This window comes from Streptomyces sp. Je 1-369 (assembly GCF_026810505.1).
In the GTDB taxonomy this organism is placed as follows: Bacteria; Actinomycetota; Actinomycetes; order Streptomycetales; family Streptomycetaceae; genus Streptomyces.
Genome location: NZ_CP101750.1, coordinates 676,449 through 693,324, shown reverse-complemented (window position 1 = coordinate 693,324; position 16,876 = coordinate 676,449). Strand labels below are relative to the sequence as shown.

Here is a 16,876-nt window from a genome sequence, read left to right as displayed (position 1 = left end):
ACCTGAACATGCCTCGCCCTCTGCGGGTAGCCATTGTCGGAGCCGGTCCCGCCGGAATCTATGCCGCCGACGCGCTGCTCAAGTCCGCAGTGGCGGTCGAGCCGGGTGTGTCGATCGACCTCTTCGAGCGGATGCCGGCGCCGTTCGGTCTGATCCGCTACGGCGTCGCCCCCGACCACCCCCGGATCAAGGGCATCATCACGGCCCTGCACCAGGTCCTCGACAAGCCCCAGATCCGCCTCTTCGGCAACGTCGACTACCCGCGCGACATCAGCCTGGACGACCTGCGCACCTTCTACGACGCGGTGATCTTCTCCACGGGTGCCACCGCCGACCGCGCGCTCGACATACCCGGCATCGACCTCGACGGCTCGTACGGAGCCGCGGACTTCGTGTCCTGGTACGACGGGCACCCCGACGTGCCGCGCACCTGGCCGCTGGAGGCCGAGAAGGTCGCCGTCCTCGGCGTCGGCAACGTAGCGCTCGACGTGGCCCGCATCCTCGCGAAGACCGCCGAGGAACTGCTGCCCACCGAGATCCCGGCGAACGTCCACGAAGGACTCAAGGCCAACAAGGCCCTGGAGGTCCACGTCTTCGGCCGCCGCGGCCCCGCGCAGGCGAAGTTCAGCCCGATGGAACTGCGCGAGCTGGACCACTCGCCGAACATCGAGGTCATCGTCGACCCCGAGGACATCGACTACGACGACGGATCGATCGCGACCCGGCGCGGCAACAAGCAGGCCGACATGGTCGCCAAGACCCTGGAGAACTGGGCGATCCGCGACGTCGGCGAACGCCCGCACAAGCTCTTCCTGCACTTCTTCGAGTCGCCCGTCGAGATCCTCGGCGAGGACGGCAAGGTCGTCGGCCTGCGCACCGAGCGCACCGCCCTCGACGGCACCGGCAACGTCAAGGGCACCGGCGAGTTCAAGGACTGGGACCTCGGGGCGGTCTACCGCGCCGTCGGCTACCTCTCCGACGAACTGCCCAAGCTGCCCTGGGACGTCACGTCCGGCACCGTTCCGGACGTGGCGGGCCGCGTGATCGAGGAGTCCGGCGAGCACCTCCAGTCGACGTACGTCACCGGGTGGATCCGCCGCGGCCCCGTCGGCCTCATCGGCCACACCAAGGGCGACGCCAACGAGACCGTCGCGAGCCTCCTCGACGACCGCGAGAACGGGCGGCTGCACGCGCCCGCCTCGCCCGAGCCCGAGGCCGTCGACGCCTTCCTGGGGGAGCGCAACGTCCGCTTCACCACGTGGGACGGCTGGTACCGCCTCGACGCGGCGGAGAAGGCGCTCGGCGAGCCGCACGGCCGCGAGCGCGTGAAGATCGTCGAGCGCGAGGACATGCTCAAGGCGAGCGGCGCGTAACGCGCAACGTTCACGGCTTGAGTCCCGCAGTGCGCGGGTGAGTCGGCGGGTGCGCCCCCGACTCACCCGCGCACAGCGCTGTCCGGCCGTTACGACCGGCTGCCGAGCGGCACGTCCAGGCGGGCGCGGCGGTGGCTGAACGCGGCGATGGAGTGCGGGCCGTGGTAGCTGCCCATGCCGCTCTCGCCGACGCCGCCGAACGGCAGCTCGGACACGCGCAGATGAGCCATCGGCAGTCCGAAGCCCAGGCCGCCGGACGAGGTCTCGGCGGCGAGTCGGCGCCGTGTCGTCTCGTTCTCCGTGAAGCCGTACAGAGCCAGCGGCTTGTCGCGGTCGTTGATGAACGCGATGGCCTCATCCAGGCCCGCGACCTCCACGATGGGCAGGACCGGGCCGAAGATCTCCTCGGCCATGACGGGGTCGTCCGCCGTCACACCCGTCAGGACGGTCGGTGCGATGTACACGTCGTCCCGGTCGGTCCGGCCGCCGAACGCCGTCGTACCGGAGTCGAGCAGGCCGCTCACGCGGTCGAAGTGCCGCTCGTTCACCATCCGCCCGTACGCCGGTGAGGACTGCGGATCGGCGCCGAAGAGACGCTCCACCGCCTCCGCGAGCGCGCCGGCGAGGGTGCGGGCGGTGTCCGGATCGGTCAGGACGTAGTCCGGCGCGACGCAGGTCTGCCCGGCGTTGCGGAACTTGGCGTCGGCAAGGCGGGCCGCAACGGTGGCGACATCGGCGTCCCGGTCCACGAACACCGGGGACTTGCCGCCCAGTTCGAGGGTCACGGGCGTGAGGTGCTCGGCGGCGGCGCGCATGACGATGCGGCCGACCGTGCCGTTGCCGGTGTAGAAGATGTGGTCGAAGCGCTCGGCGAGCAGCGCCGTGGTCTCGGGGATGCCGCCCTCGACGACGGCGACGGCCTCCGGGTCCAGGTACTGCGGCACGAGACGGGCGATCAACTCCGAGGTCGCCGGAGCGAGTTCACTCGGCTTGAGGATCACCGTGTTGCCGGCCGCGAGCGCTCCGGCGACCGGTACGAGGGAGAGCTGGACCGGGTAGTTCCACGGGGCGATGACCAGCACGGTGCCCAGCGGCTCGTACTGCGTGCCGGCCGTGGACCCCTCGGGCAGCCCGGCGAGGGAGGCCCGGTCGAGCCGCTCCGGCTCCAGCCACTGCGCGAGGTGCGCCAGCGTGTGGTCGATCTCGTGCACGGGCAGGTCGATCTCCGCGCCGTACGCCTCGGGGCGGGGCTTGTGCAGGTCGCTGTGGAGGGCGTCGGCGATGGCCTCGCGGTTCTCGGTGAACAGCGCGCGCAGCCGGGTCAGCTGCTCCTGGCGCCAGGCGAGGGGCCGGGTGCGGCCGGTGGCGAAGGTGGCGCGCAGCCGGGCGACCAGGGAGGCGGTCCGGTCGGTGAGGGCGACGTCGGTGGGCATGGGGGGAATCCTCAGGGTGCGGTGTGCGGTGTGCGGTGTGCGGTGTGCGGTGTTCTGTGTTCTGTGTTTTGTGTTTTGTGTTTTGTGTTCTCAGTGGTGCGTTCTGCGTTTTCAGCTGTGCGTTACGCGTTCTCACGAAGGGCCGCCGTGCCGAGCAGGCCTGTGGCGAGGGCGTCGGTGGCCGGGCCCAGCAGGCTCCGGGGATCGGGCGCCCCCTCCAGGCCGACGACCAGCGCGACGCAGATGTCGGCCGCCTCGGCGGGCGTCACGCCCGCGACCGTGCCCGACTCGGTGAACAGGCCGGTCAGGAGCTCGCGCAGCTCCGCCGTGAACGACGTACAGATGTCGCCGAACAGGCGGGTCCTGCCGTCGAGCAGCTCGGCGGCGTGCGGGGAGTCCCCGGCGAGCTGGAGCACGAGGCCGAGCTTGGCGGCCAGGACGCCGTGCAGTCTCTCCGCGTACGGCGCGTCAGCGGTGACCGCCTCCCTGGCTTGCCGGAGCGCCTGCTCGTGGAGGCGTCCGGCGAGCCTGCGGAAGGCGTCGTCCTTGCCGCGCACGTACTGGTAGACGGCGGACCGGGACACGCCCATGGCGGAGGCGATGTCGTCCATCGTGGTGCGCCGCGCGCCGTACCGCCTGAGGCAGTCGTAGGCGGCGTCGAGGGCCTCGTCGAGCCGGTCGGTGCCCATGGCTCAGGCCAGCTTCCCGAGCAGCTCGACGGCGAGCGGGGCGGAGGACGCGGGGTTCTGGCCGGTGACCAGGTTGCGGTCGACGACCACGTGCGGGGCCCACGGCTCGCCCTCCTGGAAGTCGGCGCCGCCCTGCACCAGACGGTCCTGGAGCAGCCACTTCGCCCGGTCGGCGAGGCCGGCCTGGGTCTCCTCGGCGTTGGTGAAGCCGGTGAGGCGGTAGCCCGCGAACGAGGGCAGGCCGTCGGCGGAGACGGCGGCGAGGAGCGCGGCCGGGGCGTGGCAGACGATGCCGAGCGGCTTGCCGGTCTCCAGGGCGGTGGTGAGCAGCTTGCCCGACTCGGCGTCGACGGCGAGGTCCTCCATGGGGCCGTGGCCGCCGGGGTAGAAGACGGCGGCGTAGTCGTCGAGGTTCACCTCGGCCAGCTTGACCGGGTGGAGGAGTTCGGTGAACGCGGCGAGGGAGGCGGCGACCTTCTCGGCACCTTCCTGACCGCCGTTGACCTCGGGGGCGAGGGAGCCGCCGTCGACGGTGGGGACGACGCCGCCGGGCGTGGCGACGACGATCTCGTGGCCTGCGGCCTTGAACGCCTCGTACGGCGCGACGGCCTCCTCGGCCCAGAAGCCGGTGGGGTGCCGGGTGCCGTCGGCCAGGGTCCAGTGGTCGACGCCGGTGACTACGAACAGGATCTTCGACATGCGGGGGCCTCCGGTGGACGGGGGGATCGGGCGGGCGTTCTGACGTTCTGGACGCAGAACGTCAGTACGGCGATGTCCCCAACGTAAATCCATCGGACATAGGTAGCCAATGAGGAAACCGATAGGAGGTATCGGAAAGCTGATGGCAGTGTGCCGAATCAGCCGCGCTCGCGGCCGGGCGCCCCGGCCCGCAGCCCGTCCATGACGAGGTCCATCAGCCGCCCCGCCCGGGACTCCCAGTCGCCCTGCGGGTCGATGTGCCAGAGCCCGGCGATGGCGAGCAGGAAGTCGTCGGGGGTCACCCCGGGCCGAATGGTTCCGGCCTCCTCGTTCGCCCGCAGCAGGTGGCCGACGGCCTCGACCAGCGGGCCGCGGCCGACCCCGGCCAGGCTGCCGAGCGTGCTCGTGGCCTTGCGGATCGCCTCGGCGAGACCCGCCTTCGCCATCGCGTACTGGACGAGGCGGTCCATCCACTCGCGCAGGGCACGGTCGGGTTCCCGGGTGGCCAGCAACTGGCAGGCGGCGTCGAAGACCTGCTGCACTTCGTAGCGGTACACCTCGAGGACGAGGGACTCGCGGTTCGGGAAGTTGCGGTAGAACGTGCCCTGGCCGACGCCCGCCTTCTTGGCGATCACGCTGAGCGGCGCGTCACTCGCCAGCGTCAGCTCCGTCAGGGCCACTTCGAGGATCCGCTCGCGATTGCGCTGCGCGTCCGAGCGCAGGGGCGGGGTCTTGTGCTCACCCATTCGCTCTCCTTCGGCGCGTCATGGCCTGTTCCGTGCGGCACGGCCTGAGGATGCCTTGCTGAGCGGACAACTGTCCGCTAAGTTCGACGGTGAGCGGACAGCTGTCCACTTAGGCTCACCATACCGCAGCCACGCCCACAGGCGACCCCAGCCGCCGAAGCGGCGACGTCTTCCTCCTCCTGTACAGCGCCATCTCCCCCGATCTTCCGAGCTCATCCCGTTCTTGCTGCCGGGACCGCCTCGTTCGACGCGATTCGCGAAAGAAGGCTGCTCATGGCTCCATCGACGTCCAGTGCCGTCACCCTGAACATCAACGGTGAGAAGCACACACTGTCCGTCGACCACCGCACCACCCTGCTCGACGCACTGCGCGAGCGGCTCGATCTGACCGGCACCAAGAAGGGGTGCGACCAGGGCCAGTGCGGGGCCTGCACGGTGCTGATCGACGGCCGAAGGGCCGTCTCCTGCCTCACCCTCGCGGTCGCCTCCGAAGGCCGCGAGATCACCACCATCGAGGGTGTCGCGGACGGCGACCGGCTGCACCCCGTCCAGCAGGCCTTCCTCGACCGCGACGGCTTCCAGTGCGGCTACTGCACGCCGGGCCAGATCTGTTCCGCCCTCGGCGCGATCGAGGAGCACGCGGCGGGCTGGCCGAGCGCCGCCACCGCCGACGTGCGCCCGGAAGCGGGCGTGCCCGAGCTCACCGCCGAGGAGATCCGCGAGCGGATGAGCGGCAACCTGTGTCGCTGCGGCGCGTACGTGTCGATCGTGCAGGCCGTCGCCGAGGCCGCCCGCGCGGAAGAGGGAGCAGCAGCGGAAGAGGGAGCAGCATGAGGGACTTCGGCTACCAGCGGGTCTACGACGTGTCCGGCGCGGTCGCCGTGCTCGGCACCGACCCCGACGCCCGCTACCTGGGCGGCGGCACCAACCTCGTCGACCTGATGAAGACCGGCGTCGAGCGGCCCGCGCTCCTCGTCGATGTACGCGAACTGCCCCTGGACTCCATCGAGACCACGGAGGACGGCGGGCTGCGTATCGGCGCGACCGTCACCAACAGCGACCTCGCCGCCCACCCGGACGTGCGCCGTCGCTACCCCGCACTGACCCAGGCCGTCCTCGCCGGAGCCTCCGGCCAGCTGCGCAACATGGCGACCGTCGGCGGAAACCTGCTCCAGCGCACCCGCTGCGGCTACTTCACCGATCTCGCCAAGCCCTGCAACAAGCGCGAGCCCGGCAGCGGCTGCTCGGCCGTCGGCGGCGAGCACCACAATCACGCGATCCTCGGCGCCACCGAGCACTGCGTGGCCGTCCACCCCTCCGACATGGGCGTGGCCCTCACCGCCTTCGACGCGGTCGTCCACTACGAGACGACCGAAGGCCCCGGCGAACTGCCGATAACCGAGTTCTACCTGCCCGTGGGCGACACCCCGCACCTGGAGACCGCGCTGCCGTCCGGCGCGCTGATCACCCACGTGACGCTGCCGCCCGCCCCCGTCGCCGCGCTCTCCCGCTACCGCAAGGTGCGCGAGCGAGCCTCCTACGCGTTCGCGATCGGTTCGATCGCCGCCGCCCTCGACGTACAGGACGGCGTCGTACGGGACGTGCGCATCGGCATCGGCGCGGTCGCGTCCCGTCCATGGCGGGCCCGGGCGGCCGAACAGGCGCTGACCGAGGGCCCGGCGACCGCCGAAGCCTTCGCCGCCGCGGCAGACGCCGAACTGGCCGCCGCCCGCGCACTGCCCGACAACGGCTACAAGGTGACGCTGACGCGCAACCTCGTCGTGGCCGTGCTGTCCGAACTCACCGAGGAGGCCGCCCGATGACCACGACCACCGCAACCACCGCGGTGACGGGCGCCGTCGGCACCGCGCACACCCGCATCGAAGGCCGCGAGAAGGTCACCGGAGCGGCCCGCTACGCCGGGGAGATCCCGTTCACGGACCTCGCCCACGGCTGGCTCGTCCTGTCCACCATCGCCCGCGGCCGGATCCGTTCGGTCGACGACGCGCCGGTCCTCGCGATGCCCGGCGTCCTCACCGTCCTGCACCACGGCAACGCGCCGCGGGTCGACGCGGACTACGTCGGCATGCTCGGCAAGCCGGACCCGGTCGTCGGGGTCCTCCAGCACGACCGGGTGCCCTTCGTGGGCTGGCCGGTGGCGTTGGTCGTGGCCGAGACGTCCGAACAGGCCAGGGAGGCCGCCGAAGCCCTCGTCGTCCACTACGACCAGGAGCCGCACGACGTCGACTTCTCCGCCGGACGCCCGGGGACGTACACGCCGGACGGCGACGCGATGCGCACGGCGGTGGGCGACCTGGAGTCCCGGCTCGGCGCGTCCACGCACGTCGTGGACGCCGAGTACACGACACCCGAAGAGCACCACAGCGCGATGGAGCCGCACGCCGCGACGGCACGCTGGGACGACGGACGGCTGGACATCGTCGACTCCAACCAGGGCAGCACCTGGGTCGCGGACGAGCTCGCGAAGCTCTTCTCCCTCGACCCGCCCTCGGTGCGGGTGCGCTCGGAGCACGTCGGCGGCGCCTTCGGATCCAAGGGACTGCGGGCCCACCAGGTGCTCGCCGTGATGGCGGCGACCGTTCTCGACCGGCCCGTCCGCGTCGTCATGACTCGCCGTCAGATGTTCTCGCTCATCGGCTACCGCAGCCCCACCACGCAACGCGTCCGGCTCGGCGCCGACCCGGACGGCCGGCTCCTCGCCTTCGACCACCAGGGCCAGAGCCTGTCGTCGACCGTCCACGAGTTCGTCGAGGAGAGCGCCGGATTCGGGCGGGCCATGTACGCCGCCGACGCGCACCACACCGTCAACCGTCTCGTACGCCTCGACGTGCCGACGCCGACCTGGGTGCGGGCACCGGGCGAGGCGCCCGGCTCCTTCGCCGTGGAGTCCGCGCTCGACGAACTCGCCGAGAAGTGCGGCATGGACCCGATCGTGCTGCGGGCCCGCAACGAACCGGCCGTGGGCCCCGTCTCCGGGTTGCCGTTCAGCAGCCGCAACCTCCTCGCCTGCTTCGAGGAGGGCGCCCGCAGGTTCGGCTGGGCGGACCGCGACCCGCGCCCGGGGGTGCGCCGCGAAGGACGCTGGCTGCTCGGCACCGGCACCGCCTCCGCCACCTTCCCGGTGCTCGTCGCCCCGAGCACGGCCGCGGTGACGGCGGAGGCCGACGGGACCTTCACCGTGCGCATCACCGCCGCGGACGTCGGCACCGGCGCGCGGACCGCGCTCACCCTGATCGCCGCGGACGCCCTCGAAGTGCCGACGGACCGGGTCCGCGTCCGCATCGCCGACAGCGACTTCGGCCCCGCGATGATCGCGGGCGGCTCCATGGGCACCCGGTCCTGGGGCTGGGCGGTCATGCTCGCCGCGCGTGAACTGCGCGAGAAGCTGGTCCCCGGCGGCGACATCCCGCCGGACGGCCTCACCGCACGCTCGGACACCAGTGACGTCATCGGCGAGCTCGCGCAGAAGGAACGGCACGCGTTCGGCGCCCAGTTCGCCGAGGTCGCCGTGGACATCACCACCGGCGAGGTGCGCGTACGGCGCATGCTCGGCATCTTCGCCGCGGGACGCATCGTCAACCCGCTCACCGCGCGCAGCCAGCTGGTCGGCGGCATGACCTGGGGCCTGTCGATGGCGCTGCACGAGGAAGCCGTCAGGGACCCGTCGACCGGCGGGCTCGTCGGACCCGACCTCGCGGGCTACCACATCGCCTCGCACGCGGACGTGCCGCACATCGAGGCGGACTGGGTCGACGACCCGGACGCGGAGGACCCCGTCGGCATCAAGGGCGTCGGCGAGATCGGCATCGTGGGCGCCGCGGCGGCGATCGCCAACGCGGTCCGGCACGCGACCGGCGTCCGTCACCGGTCCCTGCCCATCCGCCCCGACCGCGTCCTGCGGGCGGGAACCGTACCCGGGGAAGAGCACCGTGCTTGACATCGCCGTCGACCTGAACCGCTGGGTCGAGGAGGGCCGGGACTTCGCGGTCGCCACCGTCGTGAGCGTCGGCGGCAGCGCACCGCGCGGTCCCGGCGCCGCGCTGGCCGTCGACGGCGGGGGAACCGTCATCGGCTCGGTCTCCGGCGGCTGCGTGGAAGGGGCGGTCTACGACCTGTGCCTCCAGGCCCTCGACCAGGGCGAAGCCGTCGTCGAACGGTTCGGATACAGCGACGACGACGCCTTCGCGGTGGGGCTCACCTGCGGCGGCGTCATCGAGGTCCTGGTCGCGCCGGTCGCCGTGGACTCACCCGACAGGGCGGTGTACGCCGCCGCCCTGTCGGCCGCCGCCCGCGGCGAGGCCACGGCCCTGGCGCGGGTCTTCAGGGGCCCGGCCGAACTCCTCGGCAGGCCGCTCCTGGTGAACCCGGCCGGGGGTGGTGATGAGGGACGTGCTGATGAGGGAACTCTGGGCGGGCACCCCGACCTCGACCGCACCGCCGTGGGGGAGAGCCGCGCCCTCCTCGCGGCGGGCCGCACCGGGGAGTTCGTCGTCTCCGAGAGCGGCGCGCACTGCGGCACGGACGTGACGGTCCTCGTCGAGTCGAGCCAGCCGCCGCCCCGCATGATCGTCTTCGGTGCCGTCGACTTCGCCGCGGCGCTCGTCCGCGTGGGCAAGTTCCTCGGCTACCACGTGACGGTCTGCGACGCCCGCCCCGTCTTCGCGACCCGGGACCGCTTCCCGGACGCCGACGACATCGTGATCGAGTGGCCGCACCGCTACCTCCGCCGCACCGCGACGGACGCCCGCACCGTCCTGTGCGTCCTCACCCACGACGCCAAGTTCGACGTGCCGCTGCTCGCGGCCGCCCTGCGACTGCCCGTCGCGTTCGTCGGCGCCATGGGTTCCCGCCGCACCCACGAGGACCGCAACCGCAGGCTGCGCGAGGAGGGCGTCACCGCGGCGGAACTGGCCCGGCTCCGTTCCCCGATCGGCCTCGACCTCGGCGCCCGTACGCCGGAGGAGACGGCCCTCTCCATCGCGGCGGAGATCGTCGCGGTACGCCAGGGCGGCACGGGCCGCCCGCTGACCGGGGCGCGGACGCCGATCCACCACGACACGCCCGGTGGTCCTCCGCGGGCCGGCGCGTTGGTCTGATTTGGGAGGATCAACCATGGAGATCAAAGCCTTCATCATCGACGCCACCGATTCCGAGCGGGTCGCCGCCTTCTGGTCCGAGCTGCTCGACTGGCCCATCGCCGGCCGCACGGGCCCCTACATCTGGCTGCGGCGCGAGAACGGCCTGGTCCTCGGCATCCAGCGGGTCGACGAGCCCAAGACGGTGAAGAACCGCATGCACCTCGACCTCGCCGCGTCCGACTTCGCCGCCGAGCAGCGGCGCGTCGAGGCGCTCGGCGGGCGCAGGCTCGAGGGGTACGACGACGGCGGATTCCTCGTCATGGCCGACCCGGAGGGCAACGAGTTCTGCATCATCCCCGACGTGCCCTTCGATCTCGACGACGAAGGGCGCACGAACTACCAGGGCTAGGGCCTGTGCCGCGACAAGCCCTAGGGTGCGGACGCATGACCGACGACACGATGACGGCCCGTACGGAAGTCGTCCGTACGGGGCCGATCCGCTACGCCACCGCGGAACGCTTCGCACGGCCCCGGCCCGTACCGGACGACGACCCGCGCCCCGCCACCGGCGAGATCGGCCCGCAACCGCCCTCCAGGCTCGACTTCGCCATGGGCCCGCCCTCGGACACGCACCCCCAGGGCGAGGACTGCCTCAACCTGTCGATCGCCACCCCGGCACGGGACGCGGGGGCCAGGCCGGTGCTCGTGTGGCTGCACGGCGGCGGCTTCAGCAGCGGTGCCGGCCTCATGGACTGGTACGACGGAGGGGTGCTCGCCGCCGAGGGCGACGTGGTGGTCGTCAGCGTCAACTACCGCCTGGGAGCGCTCGGTTACCTCCTCCTCGACGGAGTGAGCGAGGGCAACCTCGGCCTGTACGACCAGGTGGAGGCGCTGCGCTGGGTCCAGACGCACATCGCCGCATACGGCGGCGACCCCTCGGACGTCACGGTCCTCGGACAGTCCGCCGGCGGAATCTCCGTACGCCTCCTCATGGAGATGCCCGAGGCCTGCGGCCTGTTCCGCCGTGCGATCCTCCAGAGCGCACCTCTGGAGATCACCGCCCGGCCCGCCGAGGAGTCGCAGGCGCTCGGCCGGTACTTCGCCGACACACTCGGTACCGACCCGCGCACGGCCGCGATCACCGACATCCTCGCCGCGCAGGGCGAGACGGCCCGCTTCCACCTGCGCACCGCGGGCCGACGCATGGAACCCGCGTTCATCCCGGTGGAGGGCGTCGGGCCCGCCCCCGCTCCCGGCGCCCCGCCCGGCGAGAGCGTCCGAGGACTCGACGTCCTGTACGGCTGGAACGCCGACGACATGACTGTCTTCGTGGGCGAGGGCGAGGACCCGGCCGTGCGCACCCGCGAGGTGTACGAGGAACCGCTCACCCGTTATGGCGAGCGGCTGGCCCGGGCCGGCGCCCGGGTCCACGCGTACCGCGTCGACTGGCGCCCCGCGGGATCCCCGCTCGGCGCCACCCACTGCCTCGAACTGCCCCTGCTCTTCGGCACCCATGACGCCTGGCGGTCGGCGCCGATGCTGGGCACCACGCCCCGGGAGGAGACCGAGGTCCTGGGCAGCACCCTGCGTTCCGCATGGCTGGCCTTCGCCCGCACCGGCACCTTCGCCACCCTGCCCGCACCTCTCACGGAAGGGCCGGTGCCGCTGCCCTCATGAGCCGGGCAGCTCCCGCGGCTCCAGCGGACGTGTCGCGGGGCCCTGGAGCACCGAGCCGTCGGTGGCGAAGCGGGAGCCGTGGCAGGGGCACTCCCACGTCGTCTCCGCCTCGTTGAACGCGACCAGGCACCCCAGGTGGGTGCAGCGGGCGGAGACGGCGTGCAGGGCGCCGGACTCGTCGCGGTGCACCGCGCAACGGCGGCCCTCGACGCGGACCACCGCTCCGGCGCCCACCGGGATGTCGTCGACGGAGTCCACGTGGGTCGTGCGCAGCCGGTCCCCGATGAAGTGCTTGGCGACCTCCGCCTGCTGGCTCAGCAAAGAGGGCATTTCCCGCACCGTGCTCCACAGCCGCCGCGGGTCGTACAGCTCGGCCCACGAGGACTTCTCCCCGGCGATGAGCCGGGCCAGGAGCCGGCCCGCCATGACGCCGCCGCTCATGCCCCAGCCGCCGAACCCCGTCGCCACGTAGGTGTGCCGGGCGCCGGGGTGGAAGGGCCCGACCATCGGGACGCCGTCCGTCACGTCGTTGTCCTGCGCCGCCCACCGGTAGGCCGTCGCGCCGACGTCGAAGCGCTCCCGCATCCACGTGTCCAGGGCCACGAAACCGGCGGCGGGGTCGCCCGTGCCCGGGGTGAAGCTGTCACCCGTGACGATGAGGAGGCGCCCGCCGTCGCCGCCGTAGGGCGCGGTCCGCACCGAGCGCTTGCCCTCCTCCTGTGTGATGTACATGCCGCCCGGATCCTGCCCGGCGGCGAGCGGCGCGGCGACGACCAGTTCGCGCCGCGGGGAGAGCCGGGCGAACAGCAGGGCGCGGTCGAAGACGGGGTAGTGCGTGGCGACGACGACCGACCGCGCGGTGACCGTGTGCCCGCCCTCGGTCGTCACGGTGCAGGGAGAGCCGTCGTGCATCTTGGTGACCCGGGTGCGCTCATGGATGACACCGCCGCGCGCCCGCAGGTCCTCGGCGAGCGCCAGCAGGTAGGCGCGGGGGAGGAACTGCGCCTGGTCCTCGACGCGCACCGCGCCTGCCACGGGGAAGGGCAGCCCGGTCTCGTCCGTGTACGAGGCGGCGAGCCCGGCCTCCCTGGCCGCGGCGGCCTCGGCCCGCAGCTCGTCGGTGCGGTCGGCCCGCGTGGTGTAGGTGAAGGCGGGCGCGCGCTCCAGCTCGCAGTCGATGCCGAGCTCGGCGCTGACCGCCGCCACGTGTTCCACCGCCTGCTGCTGCGACTCCGCGTAGAGGCGGGCGCCCTCCGGGCCGCGGGTGCGGCGCAGCCCGTCGTAGACCAGGGAGTGCAGGGCGGTCAGTTTGGCGGTGGTGTTGCCGGTGACTCCAGCGGCGATGCGGTCGGCCTCGAGGACGGCGACCGACCGCCCGTCACGGGCCAGTTCCCAGGCCGTGCTGAGCCCCGCGACACCGCCGCCGACGACGGCGACGTCCACCTCGATGTCCTCGGTGAGCGACGGATGGGACGTCGACGCGCTGGTCTCCATCCAGTACGACTCGGGTCGTCCCGGCAGCGGGCCGGGCGTCTTCGCGTTCATGCGGGCTCCGTGACGGCGTGCACAGCGGCCTCCAGGGTGTCGGCGTCCGGATCGAGTCTCCTCCGGGCCCGGTGCCAAACCCGGCCGCCGCGCCGCCGTCACTGCGCCCGCCCCCGCGCGGATCGGAGCGGGTCGCTCGGAGCGGGTCGCTCAGAGCCAGTCGCGCGGCAGCGTCTCGTTCCAGGTGCGGGAGAAGACGCGGCGCTCGCCCTCGTAGCCGTCCAGGGTCGCGTCGACGAAGAAGTGGTCCTCGTCGCACCTGAGCGTCGTCCGGGTCCGCACGCTCACGTCCCACTCGTCCCGCCGGAACCGCATCGTCCAGTCCGACTCGCCGCCGACCGACGTGAAGTCGTCGCCGGTGGCCGTGTACCGCTCGAAGGCACGGCAGCCGACGTCGAGCCCGATCTCGTCGTAGCGCACGGTGCCGCGGTCCTTGACGATCTCCAGGGAGGAGTCGTACCCGACCAGGTCGCGCTTGACCTCCCAGCGCTGCTCCGGAGGGGAGAGCTGGGTGGTGGCGAGCGGCGGGGTGCCCTCGGGCTCGCCGAAGGGCCGCTGGGGCGCGTTGTCCGGTTCCGCCGTCGGGCGCACCGGCAGGCGCAGGGCGCTCGACCCCTCGTACACGCTGAGCAGCACGGGACGCGGCGGCGGCCACGCCAGCGGCCAGTAGGACGTCGACAGGGAGAGCCGGATCCGGTGGCCGGGCGGGAACGACTGGGCGACGCCGTTGAGCTGGAGCGTCGCGCGGTAGCGGCGGCCCGGTTCGAGCGGTTCCGGCTCGCCCGTGCCGTCCCTGCGCGTCAGGTTCAGGACGCCGTACGTCACCCGGGTGGCACGGCCGTCGGGGGCGACGTCGGAGATCCGGGCGGCGACCGTGGCCACCGGCTCACTGACCGACAGATCGAGCTCGACGGCCGGCGAACCGAGGATCTCCACCGTCTCGGTCAGCTCGGGCGAGTCGAAGACGAGCGAGCCGCCGTCCTCCTCGCGCTGGTCGTAGGGCAGGTCCGGGGGCGCGTTGTACGACGCCCACTTGCCGGCGAACTGGCCCACGGAGAGCGGTGACTGCACGGTCATGGCCTCGCCCGTCTCCGCCTCGCCCGCTAGCAGGATGCGATGCCGAGCCAGCGGGTGGCTCACCTGCTCGATGTGCGGGGAGGGCCAGTCCGGCTCGCCGACCCAGCGGCCGGGGCGCTCCTCGTACGACGTGGAGGGCGGCACGCTCTCCTGCATCCAGGCCCGCAGCATCGGGCCCTCCATCACGCCGTTGTCCTCGCCCTTGAGCCAGTGGTCCCACCACCGCACCACCTCTTGCAGATAGCCGATGGCGGGGCCGGGCTCGCCCAGGTGCGGGTACTTGTGCGACCACGGCCCGATGAGGCCCTTGCGCGGCACGTCGAGGTGCGCGAGAAGCCGGGTCACGGCGTTGGAGTAGCCGTCCGCCCAGCCGCTGGAGGCGAGGACGGGGCACTGGACGCTCTGGTAGTCCTCGCAGACCGAGGCGTGCCGCCAGTAGGCGTCGCGGCGCTGGTGGCGCAGCCACTCCAGGACCCACGGCTTGGCGTGGTCGAGCCGCTCCCGCCACATGTCCCGCCAGCGGTCGCCGACGACCGCGGGGTCCGGCGGGCAGGTCGCGTAGGCGAACATGGTGCCCGCCTCGGCGAGGTTGTCCGACAGCATCGCGCCGCCCATGTAATGCATGTCGTCGGCGTAGCGGTCGTCGGTGAACGAGGAGAGGACGACGGCGCGCAGGCTCGGTGGCCGCCGCGCCGCGACCTGCAGGGCGGCGAAGGCGCCCCAGGAGATGCCCATCATGCCGGTCGAGCCGTCACACCAGGGCTGCTCGGCCAGCCAAGCCAGCACCTCCTCGGCGTCCGTCTGCTCCTGCTCCAGGTACTCGTCCGTGAGCACGCCCTCGGACTCGCCGGTCCCGCGCAGATCGACCCGCACGCACGCGTACCCGTGCCCCGCGATGTACGGGTGGTGGATCGAGTCGCGCTGCGAGCTCAGGTCACGCTTGCGGTACGGGATGTACTCCAGGACCGCGGGCACCGGATCGTCGTCCGAGCAGGTGGGACGCCAGATGCGGGCCGACAGCCGGACGCCGTCGGACAGGGGGATGACGACGTGTTCTTCTTCTTTCGTCGCGTACGGGAGATTGCCCACGTAACGCATGGGGGAGGGCCGTCCTCTCGGTCGCTTTCCCGCCGGGAGCGGGCGGGTTCTGTTCTTGTTGCCGCTGGAAGCGGGTCTCAGTCGTTCTTGAGGTCGCGGCCGCCGGGCTCGGTGTCGTCGAAGACGAGGCCCAGCGCGGCGACGCACCGGTCGTACTTGCGGCGCAGGTCCTGCTCGCTGTCGCCGCCGGTGCTGATGTGGGCCAGCTCGAAGCTGTAGCTGTCCTGATGCGTGACCTCGGACAGCTTCCTGCCCTCCTCGGCGAGCACGTCGACGCTCACGCCCGGGATCTCGTGCTCGATCCGCTCGATCTCCTCGGGCGTCGGCACCTGGTGCGACACGCCGTCGGCGAACCACCGGTAGTACCACTTGGCCGCCGCCTTGTAGGGGCCCGCGCCGTCGGGGAGGGCGGGGTCCTCGTCGAAGGCGAGGCTGACCATGCAGTGGTGGTTGGGGACCCCGTCGACGTACGCGAAGAGCTCCGCGTGCGCCTGCGAGTGCCGCGGGTTGATCTCCAGGAGGTTGATGGCGTCCGTGCTCGGGTCGTAGAAGTACTCGATGCTGAACGTCGCCGCGTCCATGCCGATCTGCCGGATCACCCGCTCCGACACGTCGTGCAGGCGCTGCACCACGGGCCCCGGCAGGGCGGAGGGGTACTGGTGGCGCAGGAAGCACGAGGAGTCGGGGTAGTTGATGGAGTCGAGGACCCCGTAGATGGTCACCTCGCCCCGGTGGACGTACCCCTCCACGGCGACCTGGACGCCGGAGAGCGCCTCCTCCGCCAGGCACACCTCGGCGCCTACGCCAGCCATCTCGGGTGGCAGGTCGAGCTGCCGCAATATGTGCTCGAAGGGGCGGCCGACCCGGCTGATCCCGGCCTTGATCCGGGCACAGGCCTCGCGGAACTCGTCCTCGTCCTGCACGCCGTAGGCCAGCTCGGAGGAGTAGGACAGGGCGGGCTTCAGCCACATCGGGAACCGCACGCCCTCGGGCGGCCGCGGCTCGTCCGCGTCCAGGTCGACCCGGCCGAAGCGCGGGTGCTCGTCGATGACCTTCTGCTGCTCCAGCCTGCTCCAGTACTTGTGCTCACACTTGACGACCGACTCAAGGCTGGTGCTGCGCGTGCCGTAACGGTCGCCCAATATCGCCACGAGCGTGCTGACGGGGAAGTCCCAGTAGCCGACGATCGCGTCGATGCTGCCGTCGAACGAGTCGAGGATGCCCTGCGCCTTCTCGAGCAGCGCCGGTACGGAGACCTCGCCGCCCTGCAGCTCCTCGACGGTGAGCAGCGGGTGGAAGCGGTAGGACTCCGCGTTCGGGACGGTGCTCAGGGTGGGCAGGTTCGCGTCGTCCAGACCGATCACGAAGACGTTCTTCTGCTGTGCCTTTTGGTGTGCGGCTGGGTGGGCGGCTGGGTGTGCGGTCACGAAAGATCCTCCT

Annotated in this window: 14 protein-coding genes; 7 read left to right on the top strand and 7 right to left on the bottom strand. The window is 72.0% G+C overall.

What is annotated here, in order from left to right; translation table 11 throughout:
- Positions 1–8: 8 nt before the first annotated feature.
- Positions 9–1,373, top strand: coding sequence for an FAD-dependent oxidoreductase (locus NOO62_RS03180; protein ID WP_268769348.1), 1,365 nt, complete (start codon positions 9–11; stop codon positions 1,371–1,373).
- An 89-nt stretch (positions 1,374–1,462) separates the two neighbouring features.
- Here NOO62_RS03180 and NOO62_RS03175 read toward each other — a convergent pair whose 3' ends face one another.
- The 4 genes from NOO62_RS03175 to NOO62_RS03160 all read right to left on the bottom strand — a co-directional run bounded on the left by NOO62_RS03175 (position 1,463) and on the right by NOO62_RS03160 (position 4,940).
- Entirely contained in the window at positions 1,463–2,806 is a 1,344-nt protein-coding gene (locus NOO62_RS03175) for an aldehyde dehydrogenase family protein (protein WP_268769347.1), read from the bottom strand.
- 122 nt (positions 2,807–2,928) lie between these two features.
- Positions 2,929–3,495 (bottom strand): TetR/AcrR family transcriptional regulator, encoded by a 567-nt coding sequence (locus tag NOO62_RS03170; RefSeq protein ID WP_268769346.1) that lies wholly within the window; start codon positions 3,493–3,495, stop codon positions 2,929–2,931.
- A 3-nt stretch (positions 3,496–3,498) separates the two neighbouring features.
- The gene (locus tag NOO62_RS03165; RefSeq protein ID WP_268769345.1) at positions 3,499–4,194 is read right to left on the bottom strand and encodes a type 1 glutamine amidotransferase domain-containing protein; all 696 of its coding nucleotides are present in this window, start codon (positions 4,192–4,194) and stop codon (positions 3,499–3,501) included.
- A 158-nt stretch (positions 4,195–4,352) separates the two neighbouring features.
- On the bottom strand, positions 4,353–4,940 hold the full coding sequence (locus NOO62_RS03160; RefSeq protein WP_268769344.1) for a TetR/AcrR family transcriptional regulator: 588 nt from the start codon (positions 4,938–4,940) through the stop codon (positions 4,353–4,355).
- 273 nt (positions 4,941–5,213) lie between these two features.
- Here NOO62_RS03160 and NOO62_RS03155 point away from each other — a divergent pair, with 273 nt between their 5' ends.
- The 6 genes from NOO62_RS03155 to NOO62_RS03130 are packed head-to-tail and all read left to right on the top strand — an operon-like array spanning position 5,214 to position 11,716.
- Positions 5,214–5,774, top strand: a complete 561-nt coding sequence (locus tag NOO62_RS03155; RefSeq protein WP_268769343.1) for a 2Fe-2S iron-sulfur cluster-binding protein — start codon at positions 5,214–5,216, stop codon at positions 5,772–5,774.
- Positions 5,771–6,763, top strand: coding sequence for an FAD binding domain-containing protein (locus NOO62_RS03150; protein ID WP_268769342.1), 993 nt, complete (start codon positions 5,771–5,773; stop codon positions 6,761–6,763). Before NOO62_RS03155 ends, NOO62_RS03150 begins: the two co-directional genes overlap by 4 nt.
- Positions 6,760–8,898, top strand: coding sequence for a xanthine dehydrogenase family protein molybdopterin-binding subunit (locus tag NOO62_RS03145; protein ID WP_268769341.1), 2,139 nt, complete (start codon positions 6,760–6,762; stop codon positions 8,896–8,898). The genes NOO62_RS03150 and NOO62_RS03145 overlap by 4 nt, the downstream gene beginning before the upstream one ends.
- Positions 8,891–10,057, top strand: coding sequence for an XdhC family protein (locus NOO62_RS03140; RefSeq protein WP_268769340.1), 1,167 nt, complete (start codon positions 8,891–8,893; stop codon positions 10,055–10,057). The genes NOO62_RS03145 and NOO62_RS03140 overlap by 8 nt, the downstream gene beginning before the upstream one ends.
- 16 nt (positions 10,058–10,073) lie before the next feature.
- A complete protein-coding gene (locus NOO62_RS03135; RefSeq protein ID WP_268769339.1) occupies positions 10,074–10,448 on the top strand; it encodes a VOC family protein in 375 nt (124 codons plus the stop codon).
- Between the two features lie 35 nt (positions 10,449–10,483).
- The gene (locus NOO62_RS03130) at positions 10,484–11,716 is read left to right on the top strand and encodes a carboxylesterase family protein (protein WP_268769338.1); all 1,233 of its coding nucleotides are present in this window, start codon (positions 10,484–10,486) and stop codon (positions 11,714–11,716) included.
- Here NOO62_RS03130 and NOO62_RS03125 read toward each other — a convergent pair.
- The 3 genes from NOO62_RS03125 to NOO62_RS03115 form a co-directional block, all read right to left on the bottom strand.
- Positions 11,711–13,261: an FAD-dependent oxidoreductase gene (locus NOO62_RS03125; protein ID WP_268769337.1), complete on the bottom strand. Its 1,551-nt coding sequence runs from the start codon at positions 13,259–13,261 to the stop codon at positions 11,711–11,713. The genes NOO62_RS03130 and NOO62_RS03125 overlap by 6 nt on opposite strands.
- A 150-nt stretch (positions 13,262–13,411) precedes the next feature.
- On the bottom strand, positions 13,412–15,436 hold the full coding sequence (locus NOO62_RS03120) for a CocE/NonD family hydrolase (protein WP_268769336.1): 2,025 nt from the start codon (positions 15,434–15,436) through the stop codon (positions 13,412–13,414).
- Positions 15,437–15,513: 77 nt separating this feature from the next.
- Positions 15,514–16,863 (bottom strand): ATP-grasp domain-containing protein, encoded by a 1,350-nt coding sequence (locus tag NOO62_RS03115; protein ID WP_268769335.1) that lies wholly within the window; start codon positions 16,861–16,863, stop codon positions 15,514–15,516.
- Between the last annotated feature and the right edge of the window lie 13 nt (positions 16,864–16,876).